This is a genomic window from Mucilaginibacter xinganensis (assembly GCF_002257585.1).
Classification (GTDB): Bacteria; Bacteroidota; Bacteroidia; order Sphingobacteriales; family Sphingobacteriaceae; genus Mucilaginibacter; species Mucilaginibacter xinganensis.
The window spans coordinates 2,597,412-2,619,733 of sequence record NZ_CP022743.1 but is presented as its reverse complement, the minus strand read 5'-3'; the positions used below and the strand labels follow the sequence as shown (position 1 = coordinate 2,619,733).

Below are 22,322 nucleotides of genomic sequence, written 5' to 3'. Positions count from 1 at the left end.
GGCAGGATACTTGATTGGCACTATTAGCTATGAATTTTAACGATATGTTGAAGAAAAAAAAGAAAGAAGATTCAGAAAACACTGAAGATATAAATGGTACACTTGATGGCGCCGGGCAGGAAATAGATGAACAGGCTGCCGAAAATGCACCTTCACCTGTAGATACACTCAAAGAAGAGTTATCGCTAGCAAATGACAAATACCTGCGTTTATATGCTGAATTTGATAATTTCAGGAGGCGCACTATAAAAGAACGCGAAGAAGCAAGAAAACTGGAAGGTAAAGACGTTATCGTTTCATTACTGCCTGTATTAGATGATTTTGAGCGCGCATTAAAGGCTATGGAAACTGCTGCCGATATTGCCCCGGTTAAAGAAGGTGTTACATTGATCCAAAACAAGTTAAAAAACGCATTAGCGCAAAAAGGCCTGAAAGAAATGGAGTCAATAGGTTCCCCGTTTGACCCTGAACTACAGGAAGCGATCACCAATATCCCTGCGCCTACTGATGACCTTAAAGGCAAAGTAGTTGATGAAATGGAAAAAGGTTATTTCCTTAATGACCGGGTGGTACGTTTTGCTAAAGTAATAGTAGGAGCGTAATTGATTTCGGATTTGGAAATTTCAACTTCGGGGCTAAAAATCGAATTTGATTATCCATATAAAAAATCCAAAATCTGAAATAATAGTAAATTCGAATTCCGAAACAATAAAAAAATGTCTAAAAGAGATTACTACGATATATTGGGCGTAGCAAAAGGCGCTGATGCTGATGAGATAAAAAAAGCTTATCGCAAAATGGCGATCAAGTACCACCCTGACAAGAACCAGGGGGACAAAGCTGCCGAAGATAAGTTTAAAGAAGCGGCAGAAGCATACGAAGTTTTAAGTAATCCTGAAAAACGGCAGCGGTATGACCAATTTGGCCATGCAGCCAATGCACATTCTGCCAACGGTGGCGGCTATGGCGGCGGCGGTATGGATATGAATGACATATTCAGCCAGTTTGGTGACATATTTGGCGGGGGTAGTCCGTTTGAAGGCTTTTTTGGCGGCGGAAGACAAGGCGGCAGCGCCGGCGGCCGAAGGGTAGCCCGCGGCAGCAACCTGCGTATTAAAGTAAGGTTAACCCTTGAAGAAATTGCCAATGGCGCCGAAAAGAAAATTAAGGTAAACAAACAAATTGTATGTAAAACCTGCGATGGCAGCGGCGCAAAAGATAAAGCATCGTTCCAAACCTGTAAAACATGCGGTGGTTCCGGCGCTGTGCGCAGGGTAACCAATACTATACTTGGCCAGATGCAGACTACCAGCACCTGCCCTACCTGTAACGGCGAAGGCTCAACCATACTGTCAAAATGTACGGTATGCCATGGCGACGGCGTTGTACGCGGTGAAGAAACTATTACCATCAACATCCCTGCGGGCGTAAGCGAAGGCATGCAACTAAGCATGGGCGGTAAGGGAAATGCTGCGCCACGCGGCGGTGTACCCGGAGACCTGATTATACTGATTGAGGAGATTCCGCATGAAACACTAAAACGCGATGGCAACAATGTGATCTACGACTTGCACGTAAACTTTGTTGACGCCACTTTAGGAACCAGCGTTGAAGTGCCAACCATTGACGGTAAGGTTAAAATTAAAATAGATGCAGGTACCCAGGGAGGTAAAATCCTTCGCCTAAAAAGTAAAGGCGTACCTGAAGTGAATTCGTACCGCCGCGGCGATCAACTTGTACATATCAACATCTGGACGCCAAAAGCACTGAGCCGTGAAGAACGCGAACTGCTTGAAAAATTGCAGAGTTCTCCAAACTTTAAACCAAATCCGGGCAAAAACGAGAAAAGCTTTTTTGAACGGATGAAGGAATACTTTGAATAAAGGAAAAGCTTAAAAGCAAAGGGTTAGGAACCCAAAATCATCATACAAAAACAAAAGCGGGCGCAAATAATTTACGCCCGCTTTTGTTTTATCAAAATGTGTAGTTGTTAAGCTTCAAATTTGTACCCCACTCCTTTTACAGTTGCAACACAGTCATCGCCAAGCTTCTCGCGCAGTTTGCGGATGTGAACGTCAATGGTGCGGTTAGTAACCACTACAGAATCTTCCCAAATATTTTTAAGGATCACCTCGCGGGTGTAAACTTTGCCCGGTTTTGAAGCAAGCAGGTATAACAATTCAAACTCTTTCTTTGCCAATACAACCTTATTACCGCGCTGAAAAACAAGATAAGCTTCGCGGTCAATAACCAGGTCGCCTATTTCAAGCTTGTTATCGGTCATATCTTCTGCCGGCGCATTGCGGCGCAATATGGCGTTTATGCGGCTAACCAGAGCACGGGGCTTTATTGGTTTAGCAATATAATCATCGGCACCTACATTAAATCCGGCAATTTCAGAGTACTCTTCGCTGCGGGCAGTCAAGAAAACCATAAAAGTATTCTTGAACTCAGGCATTGTGCGCATAATTCGGCATGCTTCAATACCATCCATTTTTGGCATCATTATATCCAATACAATTAAGTCTGGTAATGATCTTTTAGCTTCAGCAACAGCTTCCTGCCCGTTGCGTGCCAGGAAAACCTGGTAGCCCTCTTTTTTCAAATTATATTCAATAAGCTCTAAAATATCAGGCTCATCGTCAACTATCAGAATTTTTTGTTTGTTAGAACTACTCATGCACGTTAATTTTTTGCGTAAAAGTAGGTGCGCAAATGAAGATTACGGTTAAAGATACATTAACAAATTGTTAAATGTTACTTTATTTTAACGATTTGTTGAGATTTATTAAACGTCTTATTTAAAAACTCTTCAAGATCGGTACCTGTTACGTTTTTTGCAACGATAACACCGTTCGGATCAATTATAAAATTTGAAGGGATCGCTTCAATATGGAAAAGTCGTTCTGTAGGACCCTCGAAATTTTTCAGGTCAGATCCATGGCTCCAGGTAAGTTTATCGGCAGCTATAGCCTGCTCCCATTTAGCTTTGTCCTGGTCAAGCGAAATCCCAAGTATATTAAATCCGAGTGGTTTAAATACGGCATATTGCTTAACCACATTTGGATTTTCCTGCCTGCAGGGCGCACACCACGATGCCCAGAAATCAAGCATCACATATTTACCTTTGTAATCAGCCAATTTTATGGGTTTACCATCCACACCTGCGATGGTAAAATCAGGTGCCTTATGCCCCACCGAAACAGGCTTAAGGTCCATCATTTGTTTGATGAATTTTTGAACACCCGGATTATCTTTAAAGCTGCTTTTAATATCATCCGCGTATGCAATAAGATGCGGCTCAAACTTGCCTTCCTCCAGCGATGTTGCCGCATAAAACCCTGCAAGCGAATTTTTGTTAGCATTAACAAACTTCAGGATCTCGGTGCTGTAATCTTTGATATTCCGTTGAAACATGGGCAGATATATTTTTATCAGTGAATCTGATTCTTTGCCAATTGCCTGCGCTTTATCCTGATATTCCTGCGTTATTTTAGCATTCTTTTCACCATAAAAATTACTGATCTTGTTAAATTCTTTGATCTTTTCCGAATCATCCGATCCTGAAATCTTATAGGCATGTGAATTATCAGTAAGATTTGTACTGAAGTCAATAGCATCTCCATTTTTAGCGATCAGATCAAAAATACTCCCGCCAACCCTTAACTTATACAGATTGGCATAAGGTGCCACATGCTTAAACTGGAACGTGCCCTGGTCGCTTAAATTAGTCGAATCAACAACGGCAACAGTAGCACTGTCAGCGGCTAACAGGTATATTTTTTTTAGGCTTCCAGGGTTGGTCACGGTTCCCGAAAGGGTAAATGCGTCCTTATTTTTGCAGGAAGACACTACAAATGAAACCAGGATAATGGTGTAAAATATGAAATACTTTTTCATGGTATATTTTTTAATCAATTTAAATAAGCGGTTGACCTTTAATCAATGCCCATATACATAGTTGCTTTTACCTTATATTAAAAATTTAAAATGACCGTTAAACTCCGGCCTCAAATTATTTCGATTCCAGTTCTTTAATTAATAACTGGTTTGTTTTTTGCGGATCAATTTTCCCTTTCGAGCTTTTCATTATTTCGCCCATAAACAAGCCTAAAACGCCTTTTTTTCCTTTTTTGTACTCTATAACTTTATCAGGAAATTTAGCGATTGCATCCTGTATAAACCTGCTCACGTCATCATTATCAGCACTTATCAGCAAATTTAATTCAGCAGCCAGCGTAGCTGCGTCTTTATCACCATGTTTAACCAGCTCCGGGAATAGTTTGTGCGACGCTACGGTATTATTGATCTTTCCTGAATCAACCAGTTTTATCAGACCCGCTAAAGTTCCTGGCTTCAGGGTGAAGTCAGTTATGGACAGGCTATGATCATTTAAATAGGATTTTATGGGGCCCATCAGCCAGTTTACCGCAGCTTTATAGTTATCTGTACTGGCAATAAGCTGTTCAAAATATTGGGCGAAGTCTTTGTCAGCTGTGATAACACCGGCATCATAGTCAGAAAGGCCCAACTGCGCGGTGTACTTTTCATAAAGAACGTTTGGCAATACCGGCATGGTAAGCAGTACCTTATCAATATACTCCTGGTTTAATGACAATGGTGTGAGATCCGGCTCAGGAAAATAACGATAATCATTAGCCATTTCTTTTGACCGCAGTACAGATGTTTCACCGGTATCCGCATTAAAATTAAGGGTATTTTGGTCGATATGGCCTCCATTTTCAATAATATTAACCTGGCGCTCAAATTCATGCTCAATAGCACGCTGAACATTACGGATAGAGTTAAGGTTTTTTACCTCGCAACGGTTTCCATAAGTTGTTGCCCCCCTAAGCCTCACTGAAATATTGGCGTCGCAGCGCAGGCTGCCCTCTTCCATATTGCCATCGCAAATATCAAGGTAACGTACCAGCTTGCGGACCTCTGTTAAAAAATGTCCTGCCTCTTCACTACTGCGCATATCAGGCTCCGTAACTATTTCAATAAGTGGAACGCCAGCCCTGTTTAAATCGATCAATGAGTCTGAATGATCCTGGTCGTGCATGCTTTTTCCGGCATCTTCCTCCAGGTGGATATGATGGATAGCGATATTTTTGGCTCCGTTAGCTAACCTTACCAATACCGATCCGCCTAAGCAAATGGGCATCTGATCCTGGGTTATCTGGTAGCCTTTAGGTAAATCGGCATAAAAATAATTTTTTCGTGCAAAAGTATTGCGCAGGTTGATGGTGCAATTACAGGCAAGCCCCATTTTTACGGCGTATTCAACTGCTTTTTTATTAAGCTTGGGCAAAGTGCCCGGATGCCCCAGGGAAATGGGACTGATATGCTCGTTGGGTCCTGCGCCGAAAGCGGCAGAATCACTCGAAAATACTTTACTTAAAGTGGATAACTGTGCGTGAACCTCCAACCCGACAACTAATTCATATTTGTCGCTTTTCCCGGCTATAGTACTGATCATATAAATAAAATGCGGCGATGGTTTTATCCGTTCTACCGTTCAAATATAAAGTTATTACTTATTAATGCCACACAGACCGGAAAAATAGATACCATTTTGCAATAGCGGCACGTGTTTTGGCTTATGTACCCAAATTACATTTAATTATGAAAAAATTCGTCTTTAATTTATTAGCTGTGTCCCTTGTAATTGCATTTAACAGTTCTCCATCAAAAGCGCAGGTTAGCGTCGGGGTACACGTGGGGATCTGGACACCTCCACCCGCATACGCCTCGGTAAATTATTATTATTTACCTGACGTGGAAAGTTATTATTATGTACCAACTCATCAATATGTTTATTTAAACGGCGGAAACTGGGTTTTCCGGGCATCTTTACCATCGCGCTATAGCGATTATGACATAAATTCAGGATATAAAGTAGCTATTAACAGGCCGCGTCCCTACAGGTATTTTTATCACGACCGTGATGCCTACAGAGGCCATCGCGGTGAAAGGGGCGGTACTATATTTCGCGATCATTACAGATCAGGAGGCGGCAACTATAACCATTATGGAAACAGGCCTCATGGAAATTTACGTGGATACGGAAATAATGGCCGTCATACAGGACAAATGTATCGCGGCGGCCATGGCGGTGGTGGTCATGGTGGCGGAGGCCGTCCAGGCGGAGGCGAACATGGTGGTGGCCGCGGTGGCGGCGGACATGGTGGTGGTCACGGGCATTAATCACAAAAAAGAGAAAAACCGCTTTACAGGGCGGTTTTTCTCTTTTGTATTGCCGGGAAGAATATTTTCTTTATGCAACAAAACTCTTTGCTTTTTCCAATGCTTTGTCAAGCCCACTAATGTCACTGCCGCCTGCCGTAGCAAAAAACGGCTGACCGCCTCCCCCGCCCTTTATCTCCTTGGCAAGTTCGCGCACTATCGCTCCTGCATTAAGGTTCTTTTCTTTTACAAGGTTCTCTGCTATCATCACCGTCAAAGATGGCTTACCGTCAATCTCAGCTGCCAACACCAGGAACAAGTCTGAAACAATATCCTTTAGCTGGTAGGCAAGATTCTTTATAGCATCAGCATTTGGCAACTGAACTTTTTGGGCGATAAAATTAATGCCGTTTATCTGCTCTGCTTTTTCAGCCAGTTCATTTTTTAACCCCGCCGATTTTTCGAGAACCGATTTTTCAATTTCCTTTTTTAGTTTTGAATTCTCTTCCAATAAAGCTTCAACGCTTTTTGAAATGTCCTTTGGGTTTTTCAGCAGCTCTTTTAAATGTTGCACCAGTTTATTTTGGGCAATAATATAATCTTCGGCGGCAATACCAGTAATCGCTTCAATACGCCTTACCCCTGCTGCTACAGCGCTTTCACTTATAATTTTGAAGAAACCTATTTGGCCGGTAGCTTTGACATGCGTACCGCCGCAAAGCTCTTTGCTAAACTCATCGTCAAAGGTAATTACGCGTACGTACTCGCCATATTTTTCACCAAACAGGGCAGTTACGCCGCTGGTGATTGCCTCTGCATACAATACACTCCGCTCCTCTTTAAGCGGGATGTTTTCGCGCACTTTTTGATTAACAATAGCTTCTATCTGTGCCAGCTCATCATCCGTAACCTTTGCGAAGTGCGAAAAGTCAAAACGCAGGTAATCTGAATTTACCAATGATCCTTTTTGGTTTACATGCGCCCCCAATACCTGTTTCATGGCGGCATGCAGCAAGTGCGTGGCGCTGTGGTTACTGTTGGTGCGGTTGCGCAGCGCAGGGTCAACAATAGCTGTTAAAGCATCGTCAATATCTTCCGGCAGCTTATCTGTAAAATGAACGATCAGGCCATTTTCTTTTTTGGTATCGGTTACATAAATAACCTCACCAACCGGGAACACCAGCTCACCCTTATCGCCCACCTGCCCGCCGCTTTCAGCATAGAACGGGGTCTTATCCAATACTATCTGGTATTGCTCTGTTCCCTTTGCCTTTACCTTGCGGTATTTTACAATATGGGCTATGCTTTCCGTTTCATCATAACCGGTAAACTCAACGGTATCATCATCCTTTAAAACCACCCAATCGCCGGTATCAATGGCTGTAGCTGCGCGTGAGCGGGTCTTTTGTTGTTGAAGGGCTTCATTAAAACCTTTAACATCTACTTGCCAACCTTTTTCGCGAGCCATTAATTCTGTAAGATCTAATGGAAACCCATAAGTATCGGACAATTCGAAGGCATTCTTTCCAGAAACAACATTTTTATATGGAGTATGGATTTGTGTCCCATCTCCATTAACTACTGTTTGTGCCGTAGCGAAGACTGACGTCATTTGATTAAAGCGATTGATACCTGAAAGAAGAGTCCTTAAAAAGCTAATTTCCTCTTCCAACACCACCTTCTGCACAAAATCCTTTTGATCATACAGATTATCAAATACTCTTTTAAACTGCTCAGCCAATAAAGGCACCAGCTGGTTTAAAAATGGCTCTTTAAATTCCAGGTACTGATATGAATATCTAACAGCCCTGCGCAAGATCCGGCGGATAACGTACCCTGCCTTATTATTTGATGGCAATTGTCCATCCGCAATAGCAAAACTGATAGCGCGGATATGATCGGCCAGTACCCGCATGGCAACAGCCTCGTTCCAGCCTTCCCTGCCGGGTTTTACAGCACTATTATATTTCTTACCGCTTCTTTCGGCAATAAAACTGATCATCGGCTGAAAAACATCCGTATCGTAATTCGATGTTTTTCCCTGCATCACCCTTACCAGCCGCTCGAAGCCCATGCCCGTATCCACATGCTTGGCCGGCAGCAATTGCAGCGAACCATCTTTAAGGCGGTTAAACTGCATAAACACGTTATTCCAGATCTCAATTACCTGGTCGTGGTCGCCATTTACCAGGGTTGCGCCATCAACAAGGGCACGCTCACTGTCGGGGCGGTTGTCATAATGGATCTCAGAGCTGGGGCCGCAGGGGCCTGTTTCGCCCATTTCCCAGAAGTTATCTTTTTTATTTCCGGGGAGAATATTTGCTTCAGCAACAAATTCCTTCCAGAAGTTATAAGTCTCGGTATCTTTTTCCAAACCTTCCTTTTCGTCACCTTCAAAATAGGTCACATACAAGCGGCTCTTATCTATTTTATAAACTTCAGTTAGTAGTTCCCAGCTCCAGGCGATGGCCTCTTTTTTAAAATAGTCGCCAAAGCTCCAGTTGCCCAACATCTCGAACATGGTGTGGTGATAGGTATCAATACCTACTTCCTCCAGGTCGTTATGCTTGCCCGATACGCGCAGACAACGTTGCGTATCAACCGCCCGGGTAAACTTCAGCGTCTCCTCGCCTAAAAATATCGCTTTAAACTGATTCATCCCCGCGTTGGTAAACATCAGCGTAGGATCGTTTTTTATTACAATAGGTGCTGAGGGCACAATGGTGTGTCCCTTTGAAGCAAAAAAATCAAGAAATGCCTTACGAATTTCATTAGCTGTCATGAGTGCAAAGATAGAATTATTGTACGAACCCAAATTTGACGACAATATTTTATTTCAGAAGCAGGTGCATAATAACCCTAATTTTTTTACAGTTTAATTAACCTTTTCAAACAGTATTTTCTTTGAGTCAAATTCTGCTGCCGTATTTATTACAGCAACCAGATTTGGCCAATCTGAAGCTTTTTCAAAATTATTGGTATAAACGCGGTTAACACTTACATGAAGCTTGTCGCCGCTAACCGTAGCTGATGATGTAAAAGAGCCCGTTTTATTAGCTTTGGTGCCCGTAAGCTCTTCCATGCCTTTAGCTGCGTAACCCTTTGGTATGTCAATAGTAATGGTGTATTTAAAACTGCGCGCCATGGGCATATAAACATCCTTGTCGCGTACCTTATCTTTTTCTTCAATCTTCAAAAATCCACCGGTTAACTTACCTACATCAATAATAAAATTATTTCCTGCTTTTTTCACCAAATTATCTAACTCGAATTTCTCGCTGTATTCAAATATTGGACGGGAATTGTTAACGGCTGTATTTATTATTTTGCAGTCGGTTACTTTCTGTGGTTCCTGGCTAAATTTTGTTTTTATCTCGTCGCTGTAATATTTATCCCTGCTGCTGTGTTCCTTAGCAAATGTTTCATTCACCTGTGCGGGGAATTTCTTCATGCCCTCAAATCTTTTGTAACGCTTTTCAATGGGAATGCCGGCCGCTGCGTCCGTCATAGCTATATCAATCTCATCCGCAAGCATCAGATCTTTTTGATCATCATGCCTTAACGCACCTTTTTCTTTAACTATCCTTTCAATGGCTAATTTCTTTTGGTCGGGGCCAGAAAGGCTTACATTTAATTGTTCATTAATGTAGTTTTGATCAGCTGCAATTACCGGCAATATCGCTTCACTTTCAGTAAAATCGTATTCATGATCGTTCTTCCGCTTTGGGTGCAGCACAATCACTTTCTCGCCTTGAAACCGTGCCGGGATCTCGTTGTAATGGGTAACAATATCATCAAAACACAGGTATGCCGGCGTGCTTCCATTTATACGGATAAGTGCCTCAAAATCTTCTGCATTAAAAACGTTATCCAAAAAATTGCCGTTGCGTGATGCTACCAATAAAACATCATGATCAACCTTCATCTCAGTTAAAGCAAAAGAAATGTTTGTTGTATTAACCCTGCTTGCCGCTGCACGGTATTTCATACCGGAGAGATCCTCAAGGTCAGTCGGTATATATTGGCAAAAGGTATTAAATTTCCATTTGGTATAAAGCACTTTTGCAACACTGTCTGCCGAAGCTGCCTTTAATGATTTCTTATCTTTGAAATTTTCTTTAACACTAACTACAAGGTCCATAAAAAGATGCTCCCTTTCGATAAAGTTTTTTTCAAAATTATATTTTTGCGCCTGAAGCATGGCTGTTTTGCCTTCAAACTTGTTTTTTTCGACCACTTTGTCAATAGGATCGTCGTAAGCGCTTCCTATCTCTATGTAAGGATATTGGCGAAATCCTGAAATCCATACCTGGCTTTGATATTTAGGAATATTGGTAAGCTTAAGACTCAATATTTGATCGCCTTCGCTGTTGCGGGTTTCTTCAAAGTGCGGGGCACCATTGGCATAGATAGTTTTAAACTTGATCTTTTTATTGAACTGGTATTCTATGCTATAGTATAACACAGGATACTCATCCACCAGGAAAAACAGGTTGTCGTTATCCTTATACAAATTCCCTTCCTCCTTATCTGCTATGTCTTGCTTACAAATATAATAGTCGAGTATGTCGCCAACCTGCAGATCAGGAATGGCAAGCTTACCTTTCTGATCTTTAGCCTCATTTTTTGTTAAAACCTCTTCGCTGGTATTTACAATTAACTCCTTGCCGCCCGGCTTCAATACCTTAGCGCCAATAAAAGTGTTATTTACATTGGCAAACCTTGCGAATAGCTGGGAGGTAGTCTTATCGAGCCGTTTTTGGTAGGCGAGTGTCGAGAAGCTTTCCAATGCGGTTTTATCATTGATCTTAACCCTTTCGTGAAATATACTGAATTTTGTAGTGCGGGTTGTAACTCCTATTGCCCTTCCAAATTTAAGCTTTCCACTCGAAGCCCTTGATAAACTGAACGACCGTGCCAGTATAACAGCACTTTCCTTACTAAAATTGGCCGGAGCCGTGGTTGATTTAAATTCAGCAACCGGGTTACCCCAAACCTCAGTTTTCAATTGTTCTGCCTTCTCTATGTAGGCCGCTTTTTCTTTGGCGCTTTGGGCTAAAGCAGCAAAAGATGATATTAAACAAATTATTAACAGTAAAGATTTTTTCATTCAGAGATAGGTTTAAGCGTTATATTTTCGTTGTAAGTTTTAGCAAGTTGTTCAATATCCCTATTCCACTGCGCAAATTTAGAAACAGTCAAATGGGTATTTTTTATTAAAAGGTTCTTTTTGTAGATAATTTTACCCGGTTGGCTGTCATACGTTATATGAAATTCATAGTCGGGGTTTACAATATTAAGTGGGGCCGGCACGCTGCTTACTTTATATTTCGCAGGAAGCGTCAATTCAGTTTCCTTATAAAGGTTTGTTTTGTACTCAAACCAGTAATCATGTTTTCGTTCATCTGTTTTTATTGCTGAATTTAAAAATTCCTTTTTAAAATCCAGGTCAACGTAATAAGCCTTACTGAATGATGATACGGCATTTTTGTACTCCAGTTTGTAAGCAGCAGTAAGGTCCTTATCAACATTGTCTGTGCTGGAGAGGTTCAATTCTTTTATAGCATAATCATTATTGTTGTTTGACAAATAGTGGTTCATAGCCTCGTCAGCCTTTTCCTTTTTTATATTACTCAATCCACTTAACACCGATTCCTTTTCTTCACCCTTCCACAGGTGTTTTACGCTTCCATCAAGGCTTGTGCCATTGATTGTAAGCCTGCTGGTTTCAAAATCATAATTTTGAGCCGGCAATGCATATGGAATTTTGTTTAAAACAAAATGCTCGCCGTCTTCCATCATCACCTCGCGGCCCTGGATCCTTTCAGCATATTCATTAAGGCCAAGATAGGTTTCAGTAGCATCAAGATAAATGAACTTTCCTTTAAAATTTAAAGCACAGATCATGTGGTTGTCTACAGCCAGCGATGGCGTTTGATAGTTATAAGCAATGTGATCCGTCCCCAGCCAGCACAACCTGGCATCATAACCAGAAGCAGTAAGCAGTTCCTTAGTTAAGTTTGCCATCCCTTTACAGTCACCATATTTTTTACGCAGCACCTCGTCGGCCTTTTCAGGTTTAAACCCTGCCATGCCATCTTCAAAAGCTATGTACCTCACATTGTCCTGTACATAATAAAACAGCGCCTTAATTTTATCCATATCAGCCGTTAGCCCCGCGGTAAGCTCTTTAGCCTTGGCACTTAATACGGCCTTATCATTAATAACTTCCTTAGTTAAGCCATGACACCAGGTGTACATATCTTCTACCGTGCCCAAATACCTGAAATCCCTGCCGCCCGCTTTAGCCGACTTAGATAAGATCAATATATGCGGATAAATATATGTGGGCCCGGGGCTGTTTTCCTCGGTTTTAAAAGCAGGTAAATTAACCGCTGTATAAGTTATAATGTCGGCATCATCTCCTTTGTTGTATGTGGTTGTTTCGGTAATGTTGTAACCATTAAAGTTCATTTCTTTTAATTCAACATTCATCCATCGCGGAATTTTAAAAATCACATCTCTTTTTTTAACAGCGTAGCTATCAGAAAAATAGGCCGAAGTTAAATATCTCGGATCTGCAATTGTTTCAGTAAAAGTAACGTTTGCGGTACTACCTTTCTTCTGGAGGAGGAGCGGGAAATAGCAGATCCGTTCATCAGAATAAAAAACATCATTAACAGAGTAGTAAGAATATTTAGGCTGAAAATCTTTCGGTGTATGGTTATCTACTTTGCATTCAACGTCATTAATTGTTACCTGGTCATTGTAATTTTCAGAAACCGGGAGACTTACCAAATAATTATTACTGGTGTAAACTGTATTAAGCAAATATTTAACCTCAATTCTGGCTAATTTTGCGTTATAAATAAACTGGTAATTATTTTTTGCGGATGTAATAGTAACTGAAGAATCAGCGGGAATGGCAAATGCCTGTAAATCAACAAACAACAGTGCACAGTAAAGAAGTAAAGGTTTAATCATATTTTTTGGGTCAGGGTTCCCTAAGGTAAAACAATTTCTACGTGAAAAAAGCTAAATAAGTTAAGATTGGAATTATATTTCCCAGCACTTGTTTTTGAAATTTCAGTCCACAGATTTCCGCACTTCCAATTAAACAATTACATTTGTACATGCCATATAAAGAACGGGAAATCAGCAAGATGTACTATACCATGGGTGAGGTCGCCATCCTATTTGATGTAAACCAATCGCTCATAAGGTTTTACGAAAAAGAGTTTGATGTGCTGCAGCCCAAGAAGAACAAAAAAGGGAATCGTTACTTTACCCCTGAAGACATTGAGAACCTGAAAATCATCTTTCATCTCATCCGCGATAAAGGCTACACCCTGAACGGAGCAAAAGAATATTTAAAAAACAATATGGCTGATAGTAAAGACAGCCATCGGGTAATCAGCTCTTTGGAAAGTCTTAAAAAGTTTTTGATAGAGGTTAGAGACCAGTTGTAATTTCTGATTGAAAAGCTATCTTTATTTTCTATATGATAGCCAAACACAAAGGCGAAATACCTTTCCTTATCCTGCTGCTTCCCTTTATATTGGGAATTAGTTTAGCTATTAATTTCTCCACCTTATCCAACATCAACCTGCTCACCGTTTTATTTTTTGCGCTGAGCTTAATATTTATTTTACTCAATTTAACTTACACAAAGATAGGGCTTTATAGATCCAGGTGGATTGGCGGCATACTGATCACCTGCATTTTATTTTTATCGGGTTTTATCAGTGTTATCAGAAATAACGAGCTTAACAACAACCACCATTTTTCGAAGGCTAGCGCACAGTATCTTGTTGTAAAGATCAATAATGAACCTATTCTTAAAAATGGCTGGATCAGATTTATTGCCACTGTTGAAGAAACTGTAAACAACGGTAAAAGCACCCCATCATCCGGTACTTTGCTTTTAGCTTTAAAAGACCAGGAAAGTGACCTCACTTACGGTGATGAACTATTGATTCCTGCAAAATACGCAGCGGTAAACCCGCCGTTTAATCCCGCTGAGTTTAATTATAAAAGATACCTGGCTAACCAAAACATCTATTACCAGTCTTTTTTATTCCCTAAACAATATGAACTATTAGCGTTCGGAAAAGGCAATGCCATAGTAAGTTACGCTTTAAAACTAAGAAAAAACCTGATAGGAAAGCTAAAGCGCAACATGCGCGATACCAATGCCATCGCAGTGGCATCCACGCTGATATTGGGTTATAAAACTGATCTGAGCAATGATGTATTACAGGCCTACTCAAAAACAGGAACGGTACATGTGCTTTCCGTTTCGGGTGCCCACGTAGCAGTCATTTACCTGTTGCTGGCGTTTGCGCTGGGTTTCCTAAATAGGTTCAAGTATGGCAAATTGCTCAAAGCCATAATTATTATAGCTATAATTTGGTATTATGCATTACTTACTGGCTTTTCGCCGGCGGTTTGCCGGGCTGCTGTAATGATCAGCATGGTTGTTGTCGGTAAAACTTACAGCCGTTATATTAATACGTTAAATATTTTGGCGATCTCTGCTTTCGGATTGTTGCTTTATAACCCGCTTTATATTGTTGATGTCGGTTTTCAGCTGTCCTATCTTGCCGTTTTTGGATTAATTGTCTTTCAGCCGGTGGTATATAACTGGCTGACGTTTAAAAACAAACTGGCCGACAAATTATGGGCTGCCTGCTCGGTATCTGTAGCGGCACAGGTTATTACCTTTCCTTTAAGCGCTTTTTATTTTCACCAATTCCCGGTTTACTTTTTATTGAGCAACTTATTTATCGTATTGCCAACAATGGTGATCATGTATTCGGGCATTTTATACCTGCTGCTGCCGCAAATACCTTATGCATCAAAAGCGTTGGCCTTTGTACTGGAAAATTCAATCCTGCTGATGAATAAATTTTTAACCCGGGTGGAGCATTTACCTTTTGCCTCAATTACAAAAATTTGGGTAACCACAGCGGAGTATTTGCTACTTTACGCAATTATTATCAGCCTGTTTTATTTTTTGTACGATAAGAAAAAGTGGGTTCTTAAAATTTTGATGGTTTGTACGCTGCTCTTTAGCATTTCTGTTAGCTTAAAGCGGATACGAAATACTGCCGGTAACAATATAGCCTGGCTAAGTATAAATAAGCACAAGGCTATCGTTTTCAGAAATGGCAACGCGGCAATTGTACTTACCGACCTGCGCGATACAGATAAAACCTATCAATATGCCATTCAACCTTACCTTGATAGTTGCCAGGTTAACAATACAAGAACTTTAACATTCTATCAAAATATTAAAATGGCATGGCTCGCGAAAAACGGAGGAGCAGTACAGTTTTTAAATACCAAACTATTTTTAATAAATGCACACCCAGCGGATGATTCCCAGGCGGCTAAATTAAAATTCGATTATCTTTATCTTACCGGTAACCCCCATGCCGGTTTAACAGCAATCAGCAATATATTTGATTATAAGCTAATTATAGCAGATGGCACTAACAGCGACAATTATATAAATAAGCTTAAAATTGATGCTAAAAATAAAAATGTAAGTTATAAAATACTAAAACGTAACATTTCAATGGTTACGGTATCTAATTAAAAACAAAAGAAAGATCAGGAAAATTTGTATCTGAGCTATTAAAAATCTAAATTGTATTAAAATAAACTACAATATGAATATCAAACTTTTTAACGTTGCCCTGGGCGTAGCGCTTACAGCAACTGCGTTTAGTGCAAGTGCACAAAAAAAATACACCGAAGGTGTTGTATCATTTAGCACCGAAATGCGCGGACAACCTGCCGAAGTAAAAGAATACTTTAATGCTGATTCAACTGCAGCATTGATAACTATGGGGCCGGCTAATGTAAAAATATTAAGTAACGCAAAGCATGATTTTTTTGCAGTAGTACTTGATGTTCCGGTTGCAGGAATAAAAAAAGCAGGCATTGCTACTCCGGCAGAAGTTGAAGAAGCGATGAGTCAGCTTCCAAGTTTTACGTTTACTCCGGGTACTGAAACCAAGCAGATCTCTGGCTTTAACTGTAAAAAAGTAACAGCTAAAGACACCAAAAGCGGCAAAGCTTACGATGTATGGATTACCAACGATTTTACTGTTCCTGAAACCGCTATGCCGGTTTATTACAAACAAATTGGCGGCTTCCCGGTTCAGTACACTGCATTTCAGCAAGGCCAGGAAACCAGTATTACTATTACAAGTATAGCTGATACAAAAGCACCTGCCGGAACATTTGGAATAGGTAAAGACTACACAAGAGGTTCAATGGCTGATTTGAGCGCCCAGTAATTAATAGAATTTACTAGAAGAGCCGTTTGCCTAAAAGTAAACGGCTCTTCTGTTTACCTGTAGTTTAGTTTGCAAAGATTAATTCTTTCGCCAGGGCATTCACCCAATCAGTAAATAGCCGGCTCTCGTAATCAACGGCTATTTGAGCGTGTTCCTCCCATTGGGGCGAAAACCTTTTTAGCTGACTTATCATTTCTTCCAGATGCCCCTCTTCCTCCAATATTATTGATTTTACGTTAACCTTACTCGCTGCATTTTCCAGCGCTTCCTGGTAAACCGGGTAAAGTTCGTCCGCACGTACTTCAATAGCGTAGGTTACCAGCAGGTATGCGCCAAAACGCAGTTCTTTTCCTTCAAGTTTTAATGCCTGCTTCAGGTACCTGCTAACCTGTGTATCCAGCTGGTTAAGATAATACTTACTGTAAGCCGGAGCCAATAGAAACTCAGGGGCATAAGTTGGACATACATTTTCGCCGGTTTTCTCTATTTGTTTTTTCAAATAAAAAGCATGACGGTGCTCTTCAGCAGCATGCTTCAGGATAATATAGGTAACGGTAAGCGGATCCTCACTGGCCGAGATCTTGCGCGCACCTGTATTTTCCATTAACGACAAAGTATTTAACCACTTGGAATGCAATACTTTATCAGCTATTATTAAAGGCAATATTTTATTTAATTCCATAAGTTTTATTATTGAAGTTCACCAACTGAGGAAGGATTAAATTTCCTCCAGCGCTTGCATAATTTTGCTATAAATGTAACTCAGCTCGGTATCAGTTATGCAATACGGGGGTAAAATATAAATGATGTTTCCCAATGGGCGCAATATAATTCCGGCATTTAAAAAGTACTGGTATAAAGTATCCCTCAGTGAACTAAAATAGGAAGTATCATTTCCCGTTTCCCATTCCAGGGCCACGATAGTTCCGGTTTGTCTTACCGTTTTAACTTTAGGGTGATGTTTGATCTTATCTAAAAATGCCTTGTGGGATGTCGATATTCGATTGATGTTAGATTGTGTTGCAGGCTCCATAAAAAGATCCATGCTTGCTAATGCGGCTGCACACGCAATTGGGTTAGCTGTAAAGGAATGGCCGTGAAACAACGTCTTTAACCGGTCGTCAGATAAAAAAGCGTCGTAGATTTGCTGGCTGCAGGTAGTCATACCTAAAGCCATAGTGCCTCCCGTTAGCCCTTTTGAAAAACACATAATGTCCGGCTGTTCGGTTACATGATAGCAGGCAAATGACTTCCCGGTACGGCCAAACCCTGTAAATACCTCATCATCAATCATTAATACAGCTTCATTGCGGCAATGCTTCATTAATTCATCCAGGTATTGGGCTTCATACATCAGCATTCCGCCAGCACCCTGTACCAAAGGTTCAAATATGAAGCAGGCAAGTTCTGATTTAAGACCTGAGATCTGAGATTTAAGCTCGGCTATATTTTCTTTGTTTGGCAGATCAATAAATTCTACCTCAAACAATAATGAATCAAATGCAGCGGTAAAAGCACTGCGCCCGCTTACGGCCATAGCACCAAAGGTATCGCCATGGTACGCATTTTTAAAGGCCAGTATCTTTGTGCGCCCTTCGCCCTTGTTATGCCAGTATTGCAGGCACATTTTTATAGCCACCTCAATAGCAGTTGAGCCATTGTCTGAATAGAAAGCTTTTTGCTGATTGCCGGGTAACAAAGTGAGCAGGCGTTCTGCTAATGCAACGGCGCCCTCATGCGTAAAGCCTGCAAATATCACATGTTCAAGCTTATTTAATTGTTCAGAAACCTTTTTTGCGATGTGCGGATGCGCGTGACCGTGGATATTAACCCACCAGGAGGATACAGCATCTATGTATTTCTTACCGCTTTCATCATAAAGGCACGCCCCTTCACCTCTTACAATAGGTATCGGAGGCAAAGCAGTTTTCATCTGTGTGTAAGGATGCCAAATTACTTTTAAATCCCTGTCAACCAAGCTCATATATCTTTTATCAAAAGTTCAACAACACATTTATCTGTTGAAAAAATAAAATCTTCCGGATTCAGGTTCGTCAGTTTAACCCACCTAAATGCCTGCAGCACATCCCCTTCCCCGTCAAAGTCAAATGCAACTGTTTTTATATTAAAATTAATAGGATCACTATTCTTAACGTGATAATAAACACTTATTATTTGTGACTCATTAAAGGCCGATTTTATAAAAAAATCCGTGGTGTAAAAATGATCAATTACCTCAACGTTTATATTACATTCTTCCAAAAACTCGCGTTTTAATGCATCAATCAAGCCTTCGCCAAACTCAAGGCCGCCCCCCGGAAACTTTGTAAAGCGCATGCCATATTCCTGCTCGTCGCTGATCAGTACTTCACCGGCATCGTTTACTAAAATGCCATAAACACGTACGTTAAATGGATACATTATTCAAAGTGTTTTTTGTTGCGGATAATTTTGTCCAGCGTCCAGGTTATGTCCTCGGTCTTCGCTTCGGTCCTAATTGGGCAATTTGGCACGTTGCAATAATGGCAACATTCGGGCAGGCAAGGGTCAACGTGAATAAACAGTTCGGTTTTTGTTACTTCCCTGTTTATCAGTTCATCTACTGATTTTACCTCGTCATGAACCTTATTAAGGTCAAAGTAGTTTGGTAAAGTTAAATGGCAGTCAATATGAAGTTCATTGCCATATTTTTGTGCACGAAAGTTATGAATATCGATCCATTCTTCTTTTCTTTTTTCATTTAATACTGCTACTATTTCAGTTACAACACCAAAGTCAGCCTCATCCATCAGCCCGGAAACCGACCGCCTTACCAGTTTATACCCGCTGAACAAAATATAGAGCGCAACTAATATAGACAATACGCTGTCTAACCAGAGTACGTTGGTAAAATGAATTAACAACAAGCCAACTACAAGACCAACACTGGTAACCATATCCGCCATCAGGTGCCTGCCGTCAGCTTCAATGGTGATTGACTGCAATGTTTTACCCTTGCCTATCATGTAGTAACCCAACGCGCCATTAATAACACCCGTTGCTCCTATTATGGTAGCGCCTGTTAAAAGGTCATGGATGGCATTTGGATAAAAAATTCCATAAACAGACTTTACAATAATGATAATTGCGGCGATGCCAATTAAAGAGCCTTCTATAAAAACTGAAAAATATTCCACTTTACCATGCCCGTATGGGTGGTTCTCGTCCCGTGGCTGCGCGGCAAGGTAAATACTAAAAAATGCAAAAGAACTTGCAAGTACGTTAACAATACTTTCGGCTGCATCAGTAAGTACAAAGTTGGATGCCGTTAAAAAATAAGCTCCAAATTTTGCAAGCATCAAGACTACACCTACTATTAATGCCGTTAGTATAATCCTTTTTTGCTCTCTCAAAACTATATTATTTAGGGCGCAAAAATATATATTTTAACTGTTAAGTTTATAGTTTTTAACTTTAAGTGGTGAAATACAGCCGAATGGTTTGAGCATTAGCGCTTTTAGTTAATATGGTAATTTCTTGTCAGCCAAAAAAATCAAAATGTATTAAAGAATTAAGAGTTTTGTAAAGCACTAAGCAGAACGATTGAAATTCTTGAGTAATAAGATTAAAAAAACAGATCATATTTAGTTTTTTCTAAAATTAAGCAACAGCAATCACGCATTTTCTTCATCAAAAGGAATAAAACTCTTAACACTAATTACTTAGGACATAGGAGTTTTTCTATATTTGCCGCAATAAGAGAAAATTATATGAGTACATTAAGTAACAGGATCAATAACCTGTCTGAATCAGCGACTATTAAAATGGCCAAAATGGGCCGCGAACTTGCTGCAAAAGGTGTAGATGTGATCAGCCTTAGCTTCGGCGAACCTGATTTTCATACCCCGGAGCATATAAAGGAAGCTGCCAAACAGGCCATGGATCAGAATTACACGTATTATACTCCAGTATCAGGTTACCCTGAACTAAGGAAAGCGGTTGTAGCCAAGCTCAAAAATGAGAACGGGCTTGATTATGATGTCAGCCAAATCGTAGTTTCAACAGGAGCCAAACAGGCAATAGCCAATGCGGTGTTATGTTTAGTTAACCCTGGCGAAGAAGTAATTATTCCTACCCCTTATTGGGTTTCGTACTCTGAAGTTGTAAAACTTGCAGAAGGTGTTAGCGTTTTTATTGAAGCACCTGTTGAGCAGGACTTTAAAATAACACCAGCACAGCTTGAGGCAGCTATAACGCCCAAAACCAAGCTTTTTATGTTTTCATCGCCATGTAACCCAACGGGCAGTGTTTACAGTAAAAGCGAACTGGAAGGATTATCCAAAGTTTTTGAAAAACATCCGCAGGTTTACATTTTATCTGACGAAATTTACGAGCATATTAACTTTGTTGACAAACACGAGTCAATTGCGCAGTTTGATAGCATTAAAGATCGCGTGATTATTATCAATGGATGGTCAAAAGCCTTTGCGATGACGGGCTGGAGAATTGGCTACACTGCATCAAATAAAGAAATTGCAAGTGCTTGTGATAAAATGCAGGGACAAATTACATCTGGCACCTGTTCAATTACACAGCGCGCCGGGATTGCCGCTTACGAAGGCGGACTTGAATCTGTTTTAGAAATGCGCGAAGCTTTTAAAAAGCGCCGCGACCTGGTTTATAGCTTATTAAAAGAAATTGATGGCATAAAAGTAAACCTGCCCGAAGGAGCATTCTACTTTTTCCCCGACGTAACTTCATTTTTCGGAAAAAGCTATAACGGAAAAACAATTAACGATGCTGATGAACTGAGCATCTTCTTATTAGAAGAAGGACACGTTGCAACCGTTGGCGGTGATTCTTTTGGCGATAAAAAATCTATCCGCATAAGCTATGCTGCGGCCGAGGACAAGTTGATTGAAGCGATGAAAAGAGTAAAGGAAGCTTTAGGAAAGTTGAAATAAACAGATAGCTGTTCATAAATAGTAAAACGCCCAAAGGACATATCGTCAATTGGGCGTTTTTATTTATTCCCCCGGTTTCTTGCACCGATCTTAAGTTAGTATTTCAAAAACAACAAAGTCGCCTGACGATTAATCGTCAGGCGACTTTGTTGTTTTTTATTACGATATTATTTGAGGAAATTATAGTGAAAACCCGTAAGCTAAACGCAAACCTACAATACCGTAGCTATCGCTCTGGCCCGAAAGGTTTTCGTAACGAACGCCCACATCCCATGATTTATTAGCCCATCCAAATGCCGGAGACAAAATAAGTTTTGTATTCTTGTCATATTTGGTTTCAAAACCAGCACCTGCTTCTGCACCAAAGTATAAGTTTTCTGTAAAGAACCCTTTTACCCCAACTTTTACAGGGACAACACCAAAGCTTTCGCCACCTACATCTTTAGCTGCCTGGGTAGCAAAAAAGTTGTAATAACCGGAAGTTAGTGTTAATGCAAGGTTTTTTTGTATTCCATATTGCAACCTCGCTGTTCCGCCTAACTCAAATTTCGAGTATGCCGGCGAAGTATTTAGGCTCCCTGTAGGGATACCGCCTTCAACCCCAAAACCTAAACGCCATGCGCTTTTATCAGTAGTTTGTGCTTTTACATTTACGGAGAAAAATATAGCCGCAGCAGTTGCTACCGTTGCTATCCATTTTGTTGAATTTTTCATTGTTGTGATTTTAGTGAAATAATAGATAATTCTATACACACCAGGTAGACAAATATGTTGCCACTATACCAATTCCAATGTCTTTTTTATGTAAAAGCATTTTACTTATCAAATTATCAACAATAGTAATCCACAATTGTCAACGAGTTAACTACTGATTATCAGTTGA

At 40.5% G+C, this 22,322-nt stretch carries 18 protein-coding genes; 7 read left to right on the top strand and 11 right to left on the bottom strand.

Annotated features, from left to right (window positions below; translation table 11 throughout):
- The first annotated feature begins 44 nt into the window (after positions 1-44).
- Both MuYL_RS11295 and dnaJ read left to right on the top strand, forming a co-directional pair.
- Positions 45-602: a nucleotide exchange factor GrpE gene (locus MuYL_RS11295; RefSeq protein ID WP_094572916.1), complete on the top strand. Its 558-nt coding sequence runs from the start codon at positions 45-47 to the stop codon at positions 600-602.
- A 114-nt stretch (positions 603-716) separates the two neighbouring features.
- Positions 717-1,883 carry a molecular chaperone DnaJ gene (gene dnaJ, locus MuYL_RS11290; protein ID WP_094570672.1) on the top strand — a complete coding sequence of 389 codons (1,167 nt, stop codon included), beginning with the start codon at positions 717-719 and terminating at the stop codon, positions 1,881-1,883.
- 107 nt (positions 1,884-1,990) lie between these two features.
- Here the strand turns inward: dnaJ and MuYL_RS11285 are convergent, their stop codons facing one another.
- The 3 genes from MuYL_RS11285 to gatB all read right to left on the bottom strand — a co-directional run bounded on the left by MuYL_RS11285 (position 1,991) and on the right by gatB (position 5,482).
- A complete protein-coding gene (locus tag MuYL_RS11285; protein ID WP_094570671.1) occupies positions 1,991-2,680 on the bottom strand; it encodes a response regulator transcription factor in 690 nt (229 codons plus the stop codon).
- Positions 2,681-2,757: 77 nt separating this feature from the next.
- Entirely contained in the window at positions 2,758-3,900 is a 1,143-nt protein-coding gene (locus MuYL_RS11280) for a TlpA disulfide reductase family protein (protein WP_094570670.1), read from the bottom strand.
- A gap of 115 nt (positions 3,901-4,015) precedes the next feature.
- Positions 4,016-5,482, bottom strand: coding sequence for an Asp-tRNA(Asn)/Glu-tRNA(Gln) amidotransferase subunit GatB (gene gatB, locus MuYL_RS11275; RefSeq protein WP_094570669.1), 1,467 nt, complete (start codon positions 5,480-5,482; stop codon positions 4,016-4,018).
- 146 nt (positions 5,483-5,628) lie between these two features.
- On the opposite strand from gatB, the gene MuYL_RS23445 reads away from it, so the two are divergent.
- On the top strand, positions 5,629-6,210 hold the full coding sequence (locus MuYL_RS23445) for a hypothetical protein (protein WP_170309746.1): 582 nt from the start codon (positions 5,629-5,631) through the stop codon (positions 6,208-6,210).
- 70 nt (positions 6,211-6,280) lie between these two features.
- On the opposite strand, the gene alaS is transcribed toward MuYL_RS23445, so the two are convergent.
- From alaS to MuYL_RS11255, 3 genes are all read right to left on the bottom strand, one after another.
- Entirely contained in the window at positions 6,281-8,971 is a 2,691-nt protein-coding gene (gene alaS, locus MuYL_RS11265) for an alanine--tRNA ligase (protein WP_094570668.1), read from the bottom strand.
- A 93-nt stretch (positions 8,972-9,064) separates the two neighbouring features.
- Entirely contained in the window at positions 9,065-11,299 is a 2,235-nt protein-coding gene (locus tag MuYL_RS11260; protein ID WP_094570667.1) for a DUF3857 domain-containing protein, read from the bottom strand.
- Positions 11,296-13,173 (bottom strand): transglutaminase-like domain-containing protein, encoded by a 1,878-nt coding sequence (locus MuYL_RS11255; protein ID WP_094570666.1) that lies wholly within the window; start codon positions 13,171-13,173, stop codon positions 11,296-11,298. Before MuYL_RS11255 ends, MuYL_RS11260 begins: the two co-directional genes overlap by 4 nt.
- A 149-nt stretch (positions 13,174-13,322) precedes the next feature.
- Here MuYL_RS11255 and MuYL_RS11250 point away from each other — a divergent pair, with 149 nt between their 5' ends.
- The 3 genes from MuYL_RS11250 to MuYL_RS11240 all read left to right on the top strand — a co-directional run bounded on the left by MuYL_RS11250 (position 13,323) and on the right by MuYL_RS11240 (position 16,496).
- Positions 13,323-13,658, top strand: coding sequence for a MerR family transcriptional regulator (locus MuYL_RS11250; RefSeq protein ID WP_094570665.1), 336 nt, complete (start codon positions 13,323-13,325; stop codon positions 13,656-13,658).
- 32 nt (positions 13,659-13,690) lie between these two features.
- Positions 13,691-15,790: a ComEC/Rec2 family competence protein gene (locus MuYL_RS11245; RefSeq protein ID WP_094570664.1), complete on the top strand. Its 2,100-nt coding sequence runs from the start codon at positions 13,691-13,693 to the stop codon at positions 15,788-15,790.
- A 73-nt stretch (positions 15,791-15,863) separates the two neighbouring features.
- Positions 15,864-16,496, top strand: coding sequence for a DUF4412 domain-containing protein (locus MuYL_RS11240; protein WP_094570663.1), 633 nt, complete (start codon positions 15,864-15,866; stop codon positions 16,494-16,496).
- Between the two features lie 64 nt (positions 16,497-16,560).
- Here the strand turns inward: MuYL_RS11240 and MuYL_RS11235 are convergent, their stop codons facing one another.
- Genes MuYL_RS11235 through MuYL_RS11220 form a run of 4 tightly spaced genes read right to left on the bottom strand, consistent with a single transcriptional unit; the run spans position 16,561 to position 19,888 of the window.
- Positions 16,561-17,178, bottom strand: a complete 618-nt coding sequence (locus tag MuYL_RS11235) for a hypothetical protein (RefSeq protein WP_094570662.1) — start codon at positions 17,176-17,178, stop codon at positions 16,561-16,563.
- Between the two features lie 36 nt (positions 17,179-17,214).
- On the bottom strand, positions 17,215-18,480 hold the full coding sequence (gene bioA, locus MuYL_RS11230) for an adenosylmethionine--8-amino-7-oxononanoate transaminase (RefSeq protein ID WP_094570661.1): 1,266 nt from the start codon (positions 18,478-18,480) through the stop codon (positions 17,215-17,217).
- Complete coding sequence (locus MuYL_RS11225; protein WP_094570660.1) at positions 18,477-18,917, bottom strand: NUDIX domain-containing protein; 441 nt, start codon at positions 18,915-18,917, stop codon at positions 18,477-18,479. The genes bioA and MuYL_RS11225 overlap by 4 nt, the downstream gene beginning before the upstream one ends.
- Positions 18,917-19,888 (bottom strand): cation diffusion facilitator family transporter, encoded by a 972-nt coding sequence (locus tag MuYL_RS11220; protein WP_094570659.1) that lies wholly within the window; start codon positions 19,886-19,888, stop codon positions 18,917-18,919. Before MuYL_RS11220 ends, MuYL_RS11225 begins: the two co-directional genes overlap by 1 nt.
- A gap of 357 nt (positions 19,889-20,245) precedes the next feature.
- On the opposite strand from MuYL_RS11220, the gene MuYL_RS11215 reads away from it, so the two are divergent.
- Positions 20,246-21,439 carry a pyridoxal phosphate-dependent aminotransferase gene (locus tag MuYL_RS11215; RefSeq protein ID WP_170309745.1) on the top strand — a complete coding sequence of 398 codons (1,194 nt, stop codon included), beginning with the start codon at positions 20,246-20,248 and terminating at the stop codon, positions 21,437-21,439.
- A gap of 180 nt (positions 21,440-21,619) precedes the next feature.
- Here the strand turns inward: MuYL_RS11215 and MuYL_RS11210 are convergent, their stop codons facing one another.
- Entirely contained in the window at positions 21,620-22,153 is a 534-nt protein-coding gene (locus MuYL_RS11210) for a hypothetical protein (RefSeq protein WP_094570658.1), read from the bottom strand.
- Positions 22,154-22,322 lie beyond the last annotated feature (169 nt).